Genomic DNA, 16,793 nt, shown 5'->3' with positions numbered 1-16,793 from the left:
CAGACATACAGAGACATACAGACGATCAATGTCATCCCTCTGAAAACGAGGGTGAACCTACGCAAGAAGTGTCAGGTCTCCGAGACAGCCCAGGGCTTCCACACAGCTCTTCAACAATCCCAGACGAGCATTTCTGAGCTCTTCATCTTCGACCATGATCATGACATCTTCAAACAGTTTTTCGATCAATGGTACGATCTCAGTAGCAAACGCGTAGGCTTTCCTGAAATCCGCATCGTTCACAGCCGTCCGAATCAGTGGAGCTTTTTCGTGCAAACATTCGGCGAGCGCCAGCTCCGAGCTTACTTGTAAATCGGAAACCTGCCATGCAGCGGCAGCTGCTTTCTTGCAGAGGTTCACGCAACGGACATAGGCGTTGCTGTAGGAGACAAAGTCAGCTTCATCCCTGACTTGGGCGAGTACTACGGCCTTTTTCATCAGATGAGCAGGCTTTTCTGTTTCGTGGGCCATGACAGCGTCAATCGTATCATAGCGCAGTCCGGATTCCTGGAGCAGGTAGCGGACCCTTTGGACGAAGAAGTCCAGAAGGGCCGGTCTGATCTTCTCCAGCGGTTCCAGCGTGATTCCCTGCACGGTGAATATACTGTAGGACTCTTCGATTAGCCGCAGAAGAGACAGGTCCAGTTCGTCTTGAACCATCAGTCCGACAATTCCAAGCGCCTGACGCCTTAGCGCATAGGGGTCCTGCGAACCGGTCGGCTGGATGCCGATCCCGAAAGAACCGACGATCGCATCAAGTTTATCAGCGAGACTGACCACTTTCCCGGTTACAGAGGAAGGGAACGCGTCTCCGGCATGACGCGGCCGGTAATGTTCAAGGATTCCAGCACAAACGGCCGGGGCTTCGCCATTGCTTCCGGCATAGTACGCACCCATGATTCCCTGAAGTTCAGGAAAATCGTAAACCATGTGCGACACAAGATCTGCTTTAGCCAGATAGGCCGTCCGGTCAACCAGTTCTGTTTCTTTTGTATCGAGACCCATTTCGTTCGCAATCGCAACAGCCAGTTTCTGAAGACGGGCGACCCTTTGTCCGACAGTACCAAGTTTCTCGTGATACACAACCCTGTCCAGTTTCGGAATCAGGGTATGCAGCGGACTTTTCAGATCTTCCCGGTAATAGAAAGCGGCATCTTCCAAACGGGCTTTGAGCACTTTCTTATTACCTTCTTTCACGATATCGAGTGAGGTTCTGTCGCCGTTCCGTACCGTAATAAAGTACGGCAGCAGCTTGCCGTCTTCCGCCTTGACCGGAAAATAACGCTGATGTTCCTTCATCGGCGTGGTGATGACTTCTCCCGGCAGGACCATATATTTGACATCGACTTCGCCCAGAAGAGCGGTCGGATATTCCACCAGATGGCAGATCTCAGTCAGCAGGTTCTCGTCCTGGTCGACTTTGCCGCCGACCTTAGCGGCCAACAGTTGGATCTGGCTCCAGATATTCTGTTTTCTTTTCTCCTGGTCAGCCAGCACAAAAACCGATTCCAGCGCATTCAGATATTCAGCCGGCTGAACAATCCGGATATAGCTGCCAAGCGTACGGTGTCCACGTGAGGTTCTTCCGGCCTGAATTCCGGCATAGCTGAAAGGGATTACCTCGTCGCCAAACAAGGAGATAAGCCAGCGGATCGGGCGTGCAAAACGGATCTCATAATCTCCCCAGCGCATCGGTTTCGGGAAGTTGAGGCTCGTAACAAGATTCAGCGAGACCTGTGACAGCAGCTTTTCGGTTTCTTCGCCTTTTTGGTATTTTACAACATACACATAGGGCACGCCATTGATTTCTTTCAAAAAAAAGTCTTCGGTCTTGACGCCCTGTCCGCGCGCAAATCCTTCAGCAGCTTTGGTCGGTTTGCCTTCAGCATCAAACGCTGCCTTCTGGGCAGGTCCTTTGACTTCCTCACTGATATCCTGCTGTTTCTCAGCCAGAGCTTCTACATAGAGCGCCAGGCGCCTCGGTGTCACATAGCACTGCAGATTCTTATACGCTAAACGCAGTTCCGCCAGCATTTTTCGGGCATTGTTCTCCAGCTGGGCCACTGCACCTGGTGCAAATTTGGCGGGCATTTCTTCCATGCCGATTTCCAGTAAAAAGTCCTTGCTCATTTTTATTCCCCCCTTTTTTTCAGTAAAGGAAACCCAAGTGTTTCCCTCTGGGTGACATAGGCCTGGGCACACAGACGGGCCAGGTGTCTTACTCTGGCAATGTACCCGGTTCTTTCCGTCACACTGATCGCCCCCCGGGCTTCCAGAAGGTTAAACGCGTGAGAGCATTTCAGTACATAATCGTAGGCCGGCACGACCAGGCCTGCCTGGACGGTCCGCTCTGATTCCTTCTCGTACATATCAAACCACTGCCGCAGCGCATCGATGTCAGCCACTTCAAAGTTGTAGCGTGAAAAATCAATTTCATTCTGCAGATAAATATCACCGTAGCTAATGTCTCCGACCCACTCAATATCAAAGACGCTGTCCTTGCCCTGAATAAAGGTCGCCAGTCTTTCTATCCCATACGTAATTTCTGCGCAGACGGGTTTGCAGTCAATGCCGCCGCACTGCTGAAAGTAGGTGAACTGCGTGACTTCCATGCCGTCCAGCCAAACTTCCCAACCAAGGCCCCAGGCCCCCAGTGTAGGGGATTCCCAGTTGTCTTCCACAAACCGGATATCATGGTCGGCCGGATTAATTCCGAGCCGCTCCAGGCTTTCCAAATAAAGCTCCTGAACATTATCCGGCGAAGGCTTCAGAATGACCTGGTACTGAAAATAGTGCTGTAGACGATTCGGGTTTTCACCGTATCTGCCGTCGGTCGGACGTCTGGACGGCTCCACATAAGCCACATTCCAGGGTTCCGGTCCCAGCGCCCGTAAAAAAGTGGCCGGGTTCATCGTTCCTGCACCTTTTTCAATATCATAGGGCTGAGCAATAATACATCCCTGCTCCCCCCAAAACTGGTTAAGGGCCAGAATAAGATCTTGAAATTTCATATGATTTCCTCCGTTCAAAAATAAAAACCCCCATCCATACAGCAAATAATTGCTGCAGGGACGAGAGTATTTCCCGCGGTTCCACCCTGCTTGATTCCAATATACTTACGTAACTTTGTCAGATAACTTGGAATCCTCTTTGAACCTGATCCGCTCCAGACTGCCCAACCTGTTTTCACCTGTCCGGCTCTCACCCTCCCGGACTCTCTTAGCGGCTATTGCAGGCATCTTTTCCATCTATGCGGACAAAATATTTTCATAAAAAGGAAGCTACTTATATGCAGTATAACCTTTATCTGAGATATTATATGCCAATAAAGCTTCACTGTCAATTCTTCCAGAACTCACTTGTTCCAGAACTCACTGCCTTGTCTCCAGGCTAGGAGTTTGCGTTCAAATTTCTGTTCACAGTAATGGCAAAGGCTTTCGAGGATTTCCTGCCGCATTTTTTTGTTCCAGCGCAGTCGATCAATCTTCACGAAATCGGCCTGGTACAGCTGGCGCATCAGGGCCAGGCTTCCCGGGTTCAGCGCTATGACGATCCGGTTGTTTTTACAGGCCGCACAAAGAAAACCTCCGGCCTCCGCACTTAAATAGACCTGCTCGCCGGAAAGGTCTCCGCCGCATTCGGTACAACCCTCCATTGACGGCAGATACCCCTGTAGGTGCATGAGCCTGAGCGCATAAGCGGCCTGAGCCATATACGGGTCAAGATGTTTGAGCAAAAAAAGAAAGCTTAAGGTAAGGGTGAACAGTTCCGGATCAGGCTGTTCCCTGACAGTAGAAATATCCAGCAGTTCGACCATTGCCGACGCAGTGATCGTCCGATCAAAATCGTCCCAGAGATGGATGAAGTTTTCTCGGGGCTGAGCCTGATTCACCGTATCCAGTGTTTTCCCCCTGTACAGCAAAAAATCGGCATACGTGAAAAGCTGCGTCCCGCCCCTCTGGGTGCTTTTGGGTTTCCGAACCCCCTTGGCCACAGCCTCCAGTTTTCCTTTTTCCCTTGAAAAAAGCGTGATAAGCCTGTCCGACTCACCATACTCCCTGCTGCGGATCACAATCGCATCCGCCTGATAGACTGCCATCTCCCAACATCATCCCCGGTCGTGTCTTTATTCCCTATTATATCTTCAATAGATGCTATCTATTTGGGTAGCATTCCTATTTATGTAATTTCTATTGACTAAACAGTTAATACATCTAAGAACTAAATACTACTGGATTATTACGATCCCGGAACTGGTTCCGAGTCTGTCGGCACCTGCTTTGATCAGTTCCAAGGCAAACTCTTTCGTCTTGATTCCGCCGGATGCTTTGACTTTAACACCAGGGCCTGCCCAGTTTTTCAGGTTCTTGACGTCTTCAACTGTTGCGCCACCAAAATAACCGGTCGATGTTTTGATATAGTCTGCTCCGGCTTCCCGGACAATCTCAGCTGCTTTTTGTTTTTCGTCCTCGTTTAAAAGCCCGGTTTCAATAATTATTTTTATTTTTAGACCGCAGCCCTGTGCCGTCTGAACCATCAAATTCACATCACGCTGTACGGCCTTCCAATCGCCGGATTTGGCTTTGCCGATGCACATCACGGCATCAACTTCCCGCGCACCATGGGCTTTTGCTGCCAGAATCTCCTGCATCTTTATTTCGATAAACGCAGCTCCAAGTGGAAAACCTATGACCGTGCACGGTATGACACTGGTTCCGTGCAGCAGGCGTGCGGCGGTACAAATATACACGGGATTTACACAAACGGAAGCAAAACCGTGTTTGACAGCCTCATGGCAAAGATCAACGATATCCTTCTCCGTCGCTTCAGGTTTCAGAAGCGTATGGTCAATTCTTCCGGCGATATTCATAAATCTACCTTCCCTTCAGCGTTCTTTTATACTTTCCCGTATCGCTAATATGCTAAGATACCCTATTTTTTGTAAACCTAATGTACCCCGCGACATTTATTCTTTCAGGTCCTTCAGATTATATCCCAGATCCCTGAGCTGGTTATTCTGGTTGCGCCAGTCCTTCTTGACTTTGACCCAAAGTTCAAGGAATACCTTGCTGCCAAGCAGCGTTTCAATTTCTTCCCGGGCGAGCCTTCCGACTTCTTTTAAGACATTTCCTTCCTTGCCAATCACAATTCCTTTCTGGGAATCACGCTCGACGAGGATCACAGCCTCTATCTTAATCAGGGATTTTTTCTCTTCCATCTTATCGACCACGACCGCGACGGAGTGCGGGACTTCTTCTCTGGTCAGGTTCATCAGCTTTTCTCTGATTAGTTCTGCAACGACAAACTTTTCCGGCTGGTCAATGACGACATCATCCGGAAAATACATTGGGCCAGGCAGAAGCGCTTCAAAAATCAGATCCATTAACTTTATGGTATTCTCGGACTGTAAAGCTGAAATTGGAACAATTTCTTTAAAATCTGCTATTTTGGCAAAGCCGGCTATTTTCTCCAGCAGCTGATCCTTGGAGATCAGGTCAATTTTATTTAAGGCCAAAATGCACGGGACTCCGCTGTCCTTAATGACCTGAAGCACGTATTCATCCCCCGATCCAAACGGTACAGAGGCATCGACGACGCATATCGCAAAATCGACGCCCTGCAAAGTGCTTTTGGCGGCCGCGACCATGTATTCACCCAGACGGTGCTTCGGTTTATGGATACCGGGCGTGTCAAAAAAGATGATCTGCCCGCGTTCTTCGGTAAGGATACACCGGATTCTGTTTCTGGTTGCCTGCGGCTTATCAGATATAATCAGCACTTTCTGACCCAAAAGCGTATTCAGCAAGGTCGATTTCCCCGCATTGGGCCGTCCGATCACCGCAACAAAACCCGATCGAAAACCTTTTTTATCCTGCTTGTTCAAATGCTTTACCTTCCTTGTATCATAAAGTCTCGTATCATAAAATTGTGTATCCTATCGTTATATATCCTATAGCTGTATAACATGTGGTCTCTTAACCTAAATGCTTTTTAAAAACTCCGGGCCAAACGAATCAGGAAGAAGATCCTTCAAACGGGTTTTCCTGATTTCTCCGCTGCCATTGCTGAGCAAAACAAGGCAATCCGATGCGAATTCCCGGATCACCTGTCGGCAGGCACCGCATGGGGACGGTATTTCCTCGAGCGGAACTGCGACAGCAACCGCTTTGATCCGCCTTTCCCCCAAACCGATCCCATGGAACACAGCATTACGTTCCGCACAGACAGTCAGGCCATAGGAAGCATTCTCGACATTGACACCGGAAGTAATTCTTCCGGATTCCCAGAGAACGGCGGCTCCAACCTTGTAGCAGGAGTAAGGGGCATAAGCATCTTCACAAGCCTGATGCGCCTGGCGAATCAGCTCCGCAGCCTGGTTGATGTCCAAAACCTGTTCGTTCTTCATCTCATTCCGCCCCCGTCTTAGATAATAACAACGCTACGACTTGCAGACTTCCTTAAACAATCTTAAGATCAGTCTGAGGGCTACAGTTCCGCTGTGAGCGGAGCATAGAGTGCAAAGCGCGGCCTTTTGACGGCCACGGATGGCCTAATGTCGCGGTGCCATGGAGGGCAAGGAGCGACAAGTCAAGGATGGCGCAACAGCCGAAAAGCGGTATTTGTCCCACAGGTCTACTCTAAAAAATATAAGATCCGAATATAATGATTCCGATAATCACGGCCTGTATGGCGGCAACCAGTACGGCACCGGAAGCAACATCCTTGCCGAGGCCGGCAAGGGGATGGTACCCGGGTTCAGCCAAATCAATCGCGCTTTCCAACGCGGTATTGAACAATTCCGCCACCAGAACGCTGCCAATGGCATAAATAATAAATAGCCAGTGAACGCCTGAAAGACGAAAGTAAGCGCTGGCCAAAACAACAACCGCAGCGACAAAAAAATGAAATCTGAGGTGTTTTTCTGTTCTCAGCGAGTAAGCAATCCCTTGCAAAGACCGTCTGCAGCTGCCAATAAAACCAGCAGGCTTATGGATATCCGGCATTATTCTTCCCCCTTGTCAGCGCAGCAGGCTCAGCTGATCCATAACCTGTTCCTCCAGACGCCTCATGACACTGGAATCCTCCTCACTGCCATGATCGTACCCCAGAAGGTGCAGTGTTCCGTGCACTGCCAGGTAAACAATCTCTCTGGCAAAGGAATGCCCATACGCAATGGCCTGAGAACGGGCTCTTTCGACAGAAATCACGATATCACCGAGAGTTGTATCGCAGTAGCTCAAATCATCGTCATCCTCTTCGTACTCCTCAAAATTATCTGCTTCGTATTCGTCGAGGTCTTGATCTTCTTCGTCGATAATTTCTTCGAGAGAATACTCAACCCGTTCTTTCTTATCTTTGTCCGACTGAGGACTAAAATAAATCTCCGGCTCTCCTTCCCCCTTTTCCCGAAGGGCAAAAGACAGGACGTCCGTGGGGCTGTCAATTCCGCGGTACGTCTTATTCAGGAGATGAATGGATTCATCATTGGTCAGGACAAGTCCGATCTCAGCGTCATCCTGGCCGCCTCCCTCAAGAAGCGCTTTCTGAATGCCCGTACGAAGCAGTTTTGCTATTTTATTTTGTTCATCTTCTGCAACAGAATCCTCTTCCCAACTGATATCTAGTTCCATTTTCTCCCCCTATTCGTGAGAATTATTTTTTTCAGACGGCGAACCAGGCTCGCTGTCCTGCTTAGCCGGAGACTCATTCTCTTTTTGCGTTTTGGGTTCCTCCTGTTTCTGATCAGTGCCCGCTTCCTCTGCCACTTTGGTCTTGGCGGACGGCAATTCAGGGTACTCGATCCTGGAATGGAATATTCCGCTTAGAACCTTAACAAAAGCTATAGATATCTTATCCAGATCCTTAAAGGTTAAGTCACATTGATCAAGCAGGCCCTCATCAAATTTCTCCTTAATAATCTTACGCACCAATCCTTCAATTTTTCCCGGCGAACTGTCCTTCTGGGAACGAACGGCTGCTTCAACATTATCCGCCAGAAGAACCAACGCCGCCTCTTTAGACTGGGGACGCTGCCCGTCATACCTGAAAGCTTCTTCCGAAATATCCGGATTCTCTTCGAGTGCTTTATGGTAAAAGAACGATGCCGTGCTGTCCCCGTGGTGCTGCGCAATAATATCCTGAATATTGGATGGAAGCTTATGCGCTTTGGCCATTTCTAGCCCGTCTTTGATATGGGAAATGATAATCAGCGAACTAAGCGTCGGGGCAATCTTCTCGTGGGGATTATCCTTGGAAAACTGGTTTTCTATAAAGAAGTACGGTCTTTTCAGCTTGCCGATATCATGATAGAGTGCGCCGACTCTGACCAGCACAGGGTCGGCTTTAATTTCCTCAGCGGCAGTTTCGGCTAGATTCCCGACCAGGACGCTGTGATGGTAGGTCCCTGGCGCTTCGATCAATAAGCTTTTCAATAGTGGCGCATTCGGGTTGGATAATTCCAACAGTCTTACAGCCGATGTAATGTTGAAGCCCTGTTCCAGCCAGGGCAAAATACCCATGGTAAGAACAGACGACAAAAATCCGTTGGCAACACTCAGTATGCAGCCGATCAGCCAATCGGTTGGGCTGATCTGAAGGATCAAGGCAACACCGCTTACAAGGGCAATGTTTACCAAAGCCACAAACAATCCTGCCCTGGCCAGCTCAGAACGGCGGTCCAGTTTGGCAACACCCTGTATACCGACAATACCGCTAAGCAAAGAAAATAAGGCTGCCAGCGAACCTGCTGCTCCCATATTCCCTGGATCTGCCATCATTCCGGTGAAAATAGCCAGAATGACGCCTACCAGAACTGCAATCTTAACGCCAAGCAGGAGTGTCACCGTCATCGTAACCCAGGCCGCAGGTATCAGGATAGCCGTCAAAGTATTTAATTCATTGTCCCCAAGACTGATCGCCATAAAGGCTTTACCCATGGCCAATGCAACAATCATGAGGAGTCCGATCAGCACCATCCTTTGCCAGTGGGTAAACGTGTCTGGACTGAACTGGTAGGCGAACAAAATCAAAATGATCATTGAAACCAAGACAATAATTGCAATTCCGGAAGCCGGCTTCCACGGAGATTTTACTTTGATCAATCCATACGCCTGCAAGGCCTGATAAACCTGATCATCAACAATTTCCCCCGGTCCGATAATTTTTTCATTTTCTCGATAGGTCCGGATGGATGGTTTAACGTCGGAAATGGCAATATCCTGCATTTTCTTTGTCGCTTCTTTATCAATGGTCAGTGTCGGTTTGATCACACACTGCTCGATAAATTCATTTATAAGTTCTTTCACAGGTTCAGTCATGCTAGATTTATTGATCTGTTCAATCATTCGGTCCTGCAAGAGTGATACTTCTGCCTGAGATCTCGCTCCGCTTTCGGCATTGCTTGCTATCCCAAGGATGACAACTGAACCAGTTCCAGAGGCAGTTACAATCTCGTGATCAGACAAATTCAGCAGCGCTCCAAGCGTGCTGTCCAATAATTCGCTGAAAGGGACTCTCTTGCGGAGCTCGTCCATTTTTTCAGTAAGACTGTCCTTAGAATCTTTCTGATCCGCCAGAATCTCGAATGTCCGATCCAAATCTTTTGACAAGTTGGAGATTTGACCGTCATCGGCCATATAAACAGGTTCGACCGCATTCGCTGCTGCTTTCTGTTCCTCCTGGAACTTGGCAAGATCCGTCACTTTCTTTTCATAAGGTGCCGTAATCAATTCCGGACTGGGTTCACCGGATTCAATATTTAATTTAGACTGAAAAAGATCCGAGGCCAATATCGCGGTTAAAAGAATAAAGAACAGCAGAAATAATGCTATCTGGTATTTTGTCATAGCATTCTTGGTCTCTTTAGGCAAAAGCATTGTTTTCAATTTTTTATTCAAGTCCCATCAATCCTTACCGGACTGCTTGTCCTCTTTTATATCTTGCGCATCGTAAGCGTGAATAATGCTTTGTACAAGCGGGTTACGTACAATATCGTCCAAAGTAAAGTAATGGAAGGAAATATCTCCGATACCTTTCAGGATATGTTGTACTTCAATCAGCCCTGAATAATTACCGCGGGGAAGGTCAACCTGGGTAATGTCGCCGGTAACCACTGCTTTCGAGGCAAACCCGAGTCTGGTCAAAAACATTTTCATTTGCTCCGGGGATGTATTTTGGGCCTCATCCAGAATAATAAAGGAATCGTCTAGCGTACGCCCGCGCATATAGGCCAGCGGAGCAATCTCAATCGTACCTTTCTCAATATACCGCGCGGTCGTTTCCGGTCCAAGAAGATCATAGAGCGCATCATAGAGCGGCCTGAGGTACGGATTGACCTTCTCCTGCAAATCCCCGGGCAAAAAACCGAGTTTTTCTCCGGCTTCCACCGCAGGCCGGGTGAGAACAATCCTGTTCACTTCTTTGGCCCTCAGCGCCTTGACCGCCATGACCACCGCCAGATAGGTCTTTCCTGTGCCGGCGGGTCCGATGCCAAAGACGAGTGAATCCTTAGCAATGGCTTTAACATACTTGGCCTGTCCGAGCGTCTTAGGTTTGATCGGACGCCCCCTTTGCGTCGTCGCGATGATATGGGTGAGGTTTTGAGCCATATCCTTCGCGCTGCCCTCTTCCACCTGGGAAACAACATAAGTTACATCTGCCAGGGTCAGTGTATTGCCTTTCCGAATTAAGTCCAGAAGCTGTTTGAGGACTGCTTCGGCAAGCTTGACCTGCTGTTCTTCGCCTGAAATCGTCATCTCTTCACTGCGAAAAACAATCTGACAGCCGAGACGTTCTTCCAGAAATCTTAAGTTGACGTCCTCGAGACCAAACAGGTTTAATGCTTCTTCTTTATCTTTCAGGTTGAGTTTTGATTCATTACGCAAATGTGAGTTCCTCCAAATGCAAAGATATTTGCTTATTTTTTATATACCGCTATATCTTCAAAGGTCTCAACTTCAACCCTGACATGTTCCGTTCCTTTTTGGGATGAAAGGATCCGGACCTTATCATGCAGTACTTTGACCCCTGAAGGCAGTTTTTGTTTCAATTCCTCCCTGGCCAGGGTCTCGGCAAGCTTCCTTGCTTCTGCTGCCGCACGGCTTACATGTACTTTTTGAGTTTCTTCATAATGTACTTTTAACAATTCGACAGGAAAACGCCAATTCCTCCAACTGGGCAATGCATATGTGCAGGTTTCTTGGATCGAATCGGAATAGGGGCTATCCTGATTCATTATCATTATTACACGATTATTTATTTTTATTCCCCAGCCATTGGTCCTATTTGCCGTCTTTTCCGTCCTATCCTCTTCCATGGGAATAATCTTATCCGCGCTGTACCAGACCTTTGCCCGGACAAACCCTTTGGCCGCCGGCGCATCGGTCGCGTTTTGTTTGGTTCTGTTCTGACCAGATACGTCAAAGCTGTATTCCGTCATTCCTCCTGCAGCCTTGATCAAAACCTGTCCGGCGGTAACCAGCTGTCCTTCAGCGATTAGCGCCTGCCCCTGAATGACGATCACATCTTCCACATAACCTGTTTTGGCTGCCAGGAGATCTCCCCGGAATAAAACGGTTTGCGGCAGGGTTTTTTCGACGACTCTGATTTTAATATTCGTTCCGCGCTCTTCCATCGTCATCCAGACCAGGTCAGGCATGCTCTCCTGAACTTGTTTGCTCATCTGATCAAGGTCAAGAGAACTTTTCAGCACCCATTTATTTAAGCCGGCTTTCCCGGCTTCGGCAATAATCTGATCCGCTGACACCCTGCTGTTTCCTTCCACACTAATGGAAAGCACATACTGAGAAAGAACCGTGAGTGCTGCAATGATGATAAAAACACCAAAAATCAGGCCCTTGCGTTTTTGCCAGCGTAGCGCTACAAACGGAAATCCGTACCTGTTCCGGATATTGATTTTGATTCCTGCTTTTTTGGCTGCCTTACGCAAACGCCTGAAATCTGCAGCATTGATTTCGGCCAAAAAGCTATCCGTCAATTTTTTTCCATTATAAAATTCAATCCTGTCTTTAAGCGCCTCATTAATAAATCCGGCTAAATTCTTACCCTGCGCTTGAATGGTTACCCTTCCGTGCAGGTACCTGCCAAATTTTCCGAACACCTTCAGCCCTCCCCAAAGCTTAGTCCGGTTAACCGGCCGCGGATATTGATCTCATGATCCTGCACAGTGGTAAGGATAAATTTATCTCCGTTAAGACAGAGTTTACCCTCGGAAGTCTGCAAAGTAATCTCCTGATCCGAAAATCCGACCACTTCATCAAAATATTCTATGATGATCTCACTGCGTCCGATAATGGTTATTTTAGGTCCGTTATTCAGGACATCCGTCGGAAATTCCAGGATCTCACCAGCATGTTTTTGAAGCCTTTTCAGCACGCTTACCACTCCCTTCATAGCATGTCTATGCATCAGGAGCAGAGAATAGTCCAAGCAGTTAGCGGGAGAACCAGAGGAACAAAGGAGAGCAAAGGAAAATAAAAGAGCAGATGCTCGCTCACTTTTAATATGATAGCTTAATGGACGCAAAATTTAACGCCAATTAAAACAAAAAAACTGCCGCTTATGTTTTAGCGGCAGTTTTTCACTACTCTTTTTTAGGAACCCAGGAGTCCTCTCACGACTTGATTCACAAGCTTCCCTTCGGCTCTTCCTTTTATCTTCGGCGTAATAATTCCCATGACTTTCCCCAGATCTTTGGGGCCTTGGGCACCGGTTTCAGCGATGATTTCTTTAGCTATTTCGCGGATTTCCCCTTCAGTGAGCTGCTGAGGTAAGTATTCCATTAGGATGGCGACTTCCTCTTCGAGCTCCTGAACTTTGTCGGGCCTGTTCGCGTTGGCAAACTGTTCCATCGCATCCCGCCGCATTTTTAACTCGCGGGCAAGAACCTCGATAACCTGATTATCATCGTTGAACTCCATTTTCTTGTCTATCTCAGCGTATTTGATGGCAGCCCGTACCATTCGGATAACAGAAAGTCTAACCTTCCCCTCCTCTTTGGCCTTCATAGCTGTCTTCATATCCTCAATCAGACGATCCTTCAGGGACAATTGGAGCCAACTCCCTTATTTGAATTTACGTTTCCGCGCAGCCTCAGATTTCTTTTTTCTCTTAACGCTTGGCTTCTCGTAATGCTCGTGTTTGCGAGCTTCCGATAATACCCCCGAACGTTGACAATTTCGCTTGAACCGGCGGAGTGCGGAATCCAGGGATTCATTTTTACCGACTCTGACTTCACTCATTTTTTATCCCTCCCTCCACTGGTAAATGATACGAAATAATTATAAAGGATGAATATGGACACGTCAAGCTGGAAGGAGCCTGCTTTTTTGGCATATCAAAACACAACTCAGTCCTAATCTGACGGTTTTTCCGGGTCTTTGACACTTGCATAAATATTAAAATCTTTGAAAGCCTTGAAAACAGGGCTTTTTTTGTTAGAAAATCGTCAAATTATTGCTATTTAGTATTGAGCAATTTGTGGTAATGTGTTATAATATAAGGGTATGGAGGTGTTTGTTATGAAACTTACGCTATCTAAATCTAAAAATGCCACATCGCTTTATGTTACGAAATCAATTTACGTGAATGGTGTACATACTTCAAAAATGGTCGAAAAACTGGGAACACTTGCTGAACTGGAAAAGAAACTAAACGGTGAAGATCCTATCGAATGGGCAAAAAAGTATATTGCAGATCTGAACCAAAAAGAAAAAGAGGAACAGCGGGATGTCTTAGTCAAATATTCTCCTTCCAAAATCATTGCTAGAGATGAACAGCGTTTCTTTAACGGCGGCTACCTTTTCCTTCAGAAAATATATCACGAGCTCGGGTTACATCGGATCTGCAAAGAACTCTCCACCAAATATAAATTTTCTTTTGATCTTAATTCAATTTTGTCCAGGCTGCTTTATGCCAGGATTATTTTCCCTGCCTCTAAGCTGGCAACCCTTGAGCTGTCCAAAAAATTTATTGAACAGCCCAATTTCGAGCTTCAACACATCTACAGGGCGCTTGAAATCATTGCTAAAGAAATTGATTTTATCCAGTCTTCCCTTTACAATAACAGTCTGAAAATTTCCAAACGCAATACCGGTGTGCTTTATTATGACTGTACGAATTATTTCTTTGAAATTGAGGAGGAAGAAGGCCTTAAGCAGTATGGGGCATCAAAAGAACACCGCCCAAATCCCATTGTCCAGATGGGGCTGTTTATGGACGGTGACGGTATTCCCATCGCTATTGATCTTTTTAATGGCAATACTAATGAGCAGCTGACGCTAAGACCTTTGGAGAAAAAAATCCTGGCTGATTTTAAACTTTCCAAGTTTATCGTCTGTACGGATGCCGGTCTCGCTTCTCAAAAGAACCGGGAATTCAATAACGAAGGCGAACGGGCTTTCATTACCACCCAATCAATAAAAAACTGAAGAAACACCTCATGGAATGGGCACTGGATTCTACCGGTTGGAAACTTTTCGGTGAACGTAAAAGCTATGATATTACAGAACTTGATGAGAATACGGATAAAGATAAAGTTTTTTATAAAGAGCGCTGGATCAAAGAAAACGATCTGGAGCAGAAGCTTATTGTGACCTTTTCTTTGAAATACCGAAATTATCAGCGAAAAATCCGTGATTCCCAAATAGAACGTGCCCGAAAAACAATGGCTTCAAACCCGGGGAAGTTAAAGAAATGCAATGCTAATGATTATAAAAGATTTATTGAAAAAAGATACTGTACGGATGACGGTGAGGTAGCAGATAATGAATTGTACAGTATTAACACTGACCTGGTTGCCAAAGAAGAGCTGTTTGACGGTTTCTATGCCGTCTGTACTAACCTTGAAGACGAAGCAGCGGCAATCATCAAAGTGAACCAAAGGCGTTGGGAGATTGAAGAGTGTTTCCGAATTATGAAAAGCGAATTCAAAGCCCGACCAGCATACTTAAGCCGTGATGATCGAATAAAAGCACATTTCACCACGTGTTTTATGTCTTTGATCCTCTACCGTTTTCTTGAAAAGAAGCTTGAAGAAAAATATACCTGTAGCGAGATTATTCAAGGATTAAAGGATATGAATTTCTTTGAAGTTAAAGGTGAAGGTTATATTCCGACCTATACCAGAACCGATTTTACAGATGCTTTACACAATATCTTTGGTTTCCGTACCGACTATCAGATCGTCAGTACCAGTCAGATGAAAAAAATTCTCAAAAGTACAAAGTCATAAAAACATTACTCACTTTTTTAAAAATGTAAAAGCCCGGATTTCCCTTGTTTGCAAGGGGTTCCAGGCTTTTTTGCTCTTTAAAGTGTCAAAGATGAGATTATAAAGGATGAATATGGACACGTCAAGCTGGAAGGAGCCTGCTTTTTTGGCATATCAAAACACAACTCAGTCCTAATCTGACGGTTTTTCCAAAAGATGTTTAGCCGATTTTCTTGCCCAGCGGCTTGCCGCCGATCAGATGATAGTGCAGATGTCCGACTTCCTGACCTCCGTCAGGTCCGCAGTTCACAACAACCCTGTAGCCCGATTCCGCGACCCCGGATTCTGCTGCAAGCTGCTTGATCAGGACAAAAATCCTGCCGGTCACAGCCATGTCATCTTCTGTCAGATCATTCAGACTGGTTAAGTGCTTTTTCGGAATAACCAGAATGTGAACAGGCGCCACGGGGTTAATATCCTTAAAGCACAGGATATCTTCGTTTTCAAAGACGATTGCTGAAGGAATTTCCTTGTTCACGATTTTGCAAAAAATACAATTGTCCACGAACCGAACCTCCAATTTTGTATCCTTAATACCCTATCAACTCTAAACCTACATGTTCCTACTGGTTAGATTAATGTCCTTTGCTTCCGGGTTATTCGCTTTTTGCAATCACTGTCTTACTGAGAATTTGTTGGTCGCATTGCTCCAGCGTATCTGCAAAAGGAGTCAAAATATACAAAAAGACTGTACTGTCAAACTCCTTAAAATATCTCGCATAAATTCTTGCACGGGATTCAATCAGTGGGAAATCCTCCAGACTGGTTTTTTTGAGCGGATTACCGTACTGAATGTAAGCCCGCCGGCTGCCCTCATATTTGTGGGCCGGACTGTTTACCAAGATGATTGCATCGATTTGTTCCCAGCCTTCATAACCTGCATACGTAACCCCGCTCTTAACCTCGGAAGAAAGAACGTTCATTTTCTGCTGCTTGGCAGGGCATCCCAGGCCGTCCAGGATCAGCTTCTGATAATCATATTTCGCTACAGCCATTATTTCGTTGTTATTCAGCTTCCCATCCACCGAAAAACCATACTTGCTTTGCCCGGAGTTGTCCTTGATCAGATATCCGCCATAAAAGCTCGCATAATAAGGCGAGTCATCCTTGTAAAGCGTGGACGAACCGTAATTCCAGCTGAACGCGCCAAAATTATAGAGTATCGACAGGGAAAGGTCTCTTCCGGTGTACTGCGAAAAACCTTTATTATCGTTAAATACCATGACAAACGGGTACCAGTCTTTTTCTTCCGTACTGGAACCGCCCGGGATCTGAACAGAGACTTGCTGTTTATCCATCAGGCTCTTGGAATTTTCATATTTGGTGTAAGCCCACATCACCGCATAGCTTCGGACTTGTGCGTACAATGGTGCTTTTAATAATAATACACCCAGCGCAATGACTACAATTAAAACAATAATAAGGGGCTTCTTCCAATTCCCGATCTTCTTCATTGTGGCTCCTTGTATTTAGAGGATTATTTGTTAATTATTATATTATAAAA

At 46.5% G+C, this 16,793-nt stretch carries 17 protein-coding genes and 1 pseudogene; 1 reads left to right on the top strand and 17 read right to left on the bottom strand.

Translation table 11 applies throughout. The features are described from left to right. Nucleotides 1–57: 57 nt before the first annotated feature. The 15 genes from glyS to rpsU form a co-directional block, all read right to left on the bottom strand. Nucleotides 58–2,130, bottom strand: a complete 2,073-nt coding sequence (glyS, locus tag DEHRE_RS03005; RefSeq protein ID WP_025205224.1) for a glycine--tRNA ligase subunit beta — start codon at nt 2,128–2,130, stop codon at nt 58–60. Nucleotides 2,131–2,132: 2 nt separating this feature from the next. Further along, nucleotides 2,133–3,011: a glycine--tRNA ligase subunit alpha gene (gene glyQ / locus DEHRE_RS03000; RefSeq protein WP_015044578.1), complete on the bottom strand. Its 879-nt coding sequence runs from the start codon at nt 3,009–3,011 to the stop codon at nt 2,133–2,135. Between the two features lie 105 nt (nt 3,012–3,116). Beyond that, the gene (locus DEHRE_RS15460) at nt 3,117–3,248 is read right to left on the bottom strand and encodes a hypothetical protein (protein ID WP_282432039.1); all 132 of its coding nucleotides are present in this window, start codon (nt 3,246–3,248) and stop codon (nt 3,117–3,119) included. Nucleotides 3,249–3,355: 107 nt separating this feature from the next. Beyond that, nucleotides 3,356–4,099, bottom strand: coding sequence for a DNA repair protein RecO (gene recO, locus DEHRE_RS02990; RefSeq protein WP_025205222.1), 744 nt, complete (start codon nt 4,097–4,099; stop codon nt 3,356–3,358). A gap of 129 nt (nt 4,100–4,228) precedes the next feature. After that, the gene (gene deoC, locus DEHRE_RS02985; protein WP_025205221.1) at nt 4,229–4,870 is read right to left on the bottom strand and encodes a deoxyribose-phosphate aldolase; all 642 of its coding nucleotides are present in this window, start codon (nt 4,868–4,870) and stop codon (nt 4,229–4,231) included. Between the two features lie 96 nt (nt 4,871–4,966). Further along, nucleotides 4,967–5,884 carry a GTPase Era gene (gene era, locus DEHRE_RS02980; RefSeq protein ID WP_025205220.1) on the bottom strand — a complete coding sequence of 306 codons (918 nt, stop codon included), beginning with the start codon at nt 5,882–5,884 and terminating at the stop codon, nt 4,967–4,969. A gap of 96 nt (nt 5,885–5,980) precedes the next feature. Next, complete coding sequence (locus DEHRE_RS02975; protein ID WP_019225739.1) at nt 5,981–6,406, bottom strand: cytidine deaminase; 426 nt, start codon at nt 6,404–6,406, stop codon at nt 5,981–5,983. A gap of 232 nt (nt 6,407–6,638) precedes the next feature. Further along, nucleotides 6,639–7,004: a diacylglycerol kinase family protein gene (locus DEHRE_RS02970; RefSeq protein WP_019225740.1), complete on the bottom strand. Its 366-nt coding sequence runs from the start codon at nt 7,002–7,004 to the stop codon at nt 6,639–6,641. A gap of 15 nt (nt 7,005–7,019) precedes the next feature. Then, the gene (gene ybeY / locus DEHRE_RS02965) at nt 7,020–7,631 is read right to left on the bottom strand and encodes an rRNA maturation RNase YbeY (protein ID WP_019225741.1); all 612 of its coding nucleotides are present in this window, start codon (nt 7,629–7,631) and stop codon (nt 7,020–7,022) included. Nucleotides 7,632–7,640: 9 nt separating this feature from the next. Next, nucleotides 7,641–9,875, bottom strand: coding sequence for an HD family phosphohydrolase (locus DEHRE_RS02960; protein WP_242837072.1), 2,235 nt, complete (start codon nt 9,873–9,875; stop codon nt 7,641–7,643). 27 nt (nt 9,876–9,902) lie between these two features. Beyond that, a complete protein-coding gene (locus DEHRE_RS02955) occupies nt 9,903–10,883 on the bottom strand; it encodes a PhoH family protein (RefSeq protein ID WP_019225743.1) in 981 nt (326 codons plus the stop codon). A gap of 32 nt (nt 10,884–10,915) precedes the next feature. Then, nucleotides 10,916–12,118 carry a sporulation protein YqfD gene (gene yqfD / locus DEHRE_RS02950; RefSeq protein WP_019225744.1) on the bottom strand — a complete coding sequence of 401 codons (1,203 nt, stop codon included), beginning with the start codon at nt 12,116–12,118 and terminating at the stop codon, nt 10,916–10,918. 2 nt (nt 12,119–12,120) lie between these two features. Then, nucleotides 12,121–12,393 (bottom strand): YabP/YqfC family sporulation protein, encoded by a 273-nt coding sequence (locus DEHRE_RS02945; protein ID WP_019225745.1) that lies wholly within the window; start codon nt 12,391–12,393, stop codon nt 12,121–12,123. Between the two features lie 218 nt (nt 12,394–12,611). After that, nucleotides 12,612–13,067, bottom strand: coding sequence for a GatB/YqeY domain-containing protein (locus DEHRE_RS02940; protein ID WP_015044590.1), 456 nt, complete (start codon nt 13,065–13,067; stop codon nt 12,612–12,614). A 15-nt stretch (nt 13,068–13,082) separates the two neighbouring features. Then, on the bottom strand, nt 13,083–13,259 hold the full coding sequence (gene rpsU / locus DEHRE_RS02935; RefSeq protein ID WP_015044591.1) for a 30S ribosomal protein S21: 177 nt from the start codon (nt 13,257–13,259) through the stop codon (nt 13,083–13,085). 279 nt (nt 13,260–13,538) lie between these two features. Between rpsU and DEHRE_RS15610 the strand changes: the two are divergent. After that, nucleotides 13,539–15,250, top strand: a pseudogene (locus tag DEHRE_RS15610) (IS1634 family transposase). 199 nt (nt 15,251–15,449) lie between these two features. Here DEHRE_RS15610 and DEHRE_RS02925 read toward each other — a convergent pair. Both DEHRE_RS02925 and DEHRE_RS02920 read right to left on the bottom strand, forming a co-directional pair. Further along, nucleotides 15,450–15,794 (bottom strand): histidine triad nucleotide-binding protein, encoded by a 345-nt coding sequence (locus tag DEHRE_RS02925; protein ID WP_019226590.1) that lies wholly within the window; start codon nt 15,792–15,794, stop codon nt 15,450–15,452. A gap of 91 nt (nt 15,795–15,885) precedes the next feature. Then, on the bottom strand, nt 15,886–16,743 hold the full coding sequence (locus DEHRE_RS02920; RefSeq protein ID WP_019226589.1) for a hypothetical protein: 858 nt from the start codon (nt 16,741–16,743) through the stop codon (nt 15,886–15,888). Nucleotides 16,744–16,793: the final 50 nt, after the last annotated feature.

Source organism: Dehalobacter restrictus DSM 9455, assembly GCF_000512895.1.
GTDB lineage: Bacteria > Bacillota > Desulfitobacteriia > Desulfitobacteriales > Syntrophobotulaceae > Dehalobacter > Dehalobacter restrictus.
This window is presented reverse-complemented; position numbering and strand designations above follow the sequence as displayed.

What these genes read in the sequence shown, in the direction of transcription:
- ybeY (WP_019225741.1), bottom strand. Translation starts at nt 7,631, where the DNA reads ATGGAACTAGATATCAGTTGGGAAGAGGATTCTGTTGCAGAAGATGAA.
- glyQ (WP_015044578.1), bottom strand. Translation starts at nt 3,011, where the DNA reads ATGAAATTTCAAGATCTTATTCTGGCCCTTAACCAGTTTTGGGGGGAG.
- recO (WP_025205222.1), bottom strand. Translation starts at nt 4,099, where the DNA reads ATGGCAGTCTATCAGGCGGATGCGATTGTGATCCGCAGCAGGGAGTAT.
- glyS (WP_025205224.1), bottom strand. Translation starts at nt 2,130, where the DNA reads ATGAGCAAGGACTTTTTACTGGAAATCGGCATGGAAGAAATGCCCGCC.
- DEHRE_RS02970 (WP_019225740.1), bottom strand. Translation starts at nt 7,004, where the DNA reads ATGCCGGATATCCATAAGCCTGCTGGTTTTATTGGCAGCTGCAGACGG.
- DEHRE_RS15460 (WP_282432039.1), bottom strand. Translation starts at nt 3,248, where the DNA reads ATGGAAAAGATGCCTGCAATAGCCGCTAAGAGAGTCCGGGAGGGTGAG.
- rpsU (WP_015044591.1), bottom strand. Translation starts at nt 13,259, where the DNA reads ATGAGTGAAGTCAGAGTCGGTAAAAATGAATCCCTGGATTCCGCACTC.
- deoC (WP_025205221.1), bottom strand. Translation starts at nt 4,870, where the DNA reads ATGAATATCGCCGGAAGAATTGACCATACGCTTCTGAAACCTGAAGCG.
- DEHRE_RS02920 (WP_019226589.1), bottom strand. Translation starts at nt 16,743, where the DNA reads ATGAAGAAGATCGGGAATTGGAAGAAGCCCCTTATTATTGTTTTAATT.
- DEHRE_RS02975 (WP_019225739.1), bottom strand. Translation starts at nt 6,406, where the DNA reads ATGAAGAACGAACAGGTTTTGGACATCAACCAGGCTGCGGAGCTGATT.
- DEHRE_RS02960 (WP_242837072.1), bottom strand. Translation starts at nt 9,875, where the DNA reads ATGCTTTTGCCTAAAGAGACCAAGAATGCTATGACAAAATACCAGATA.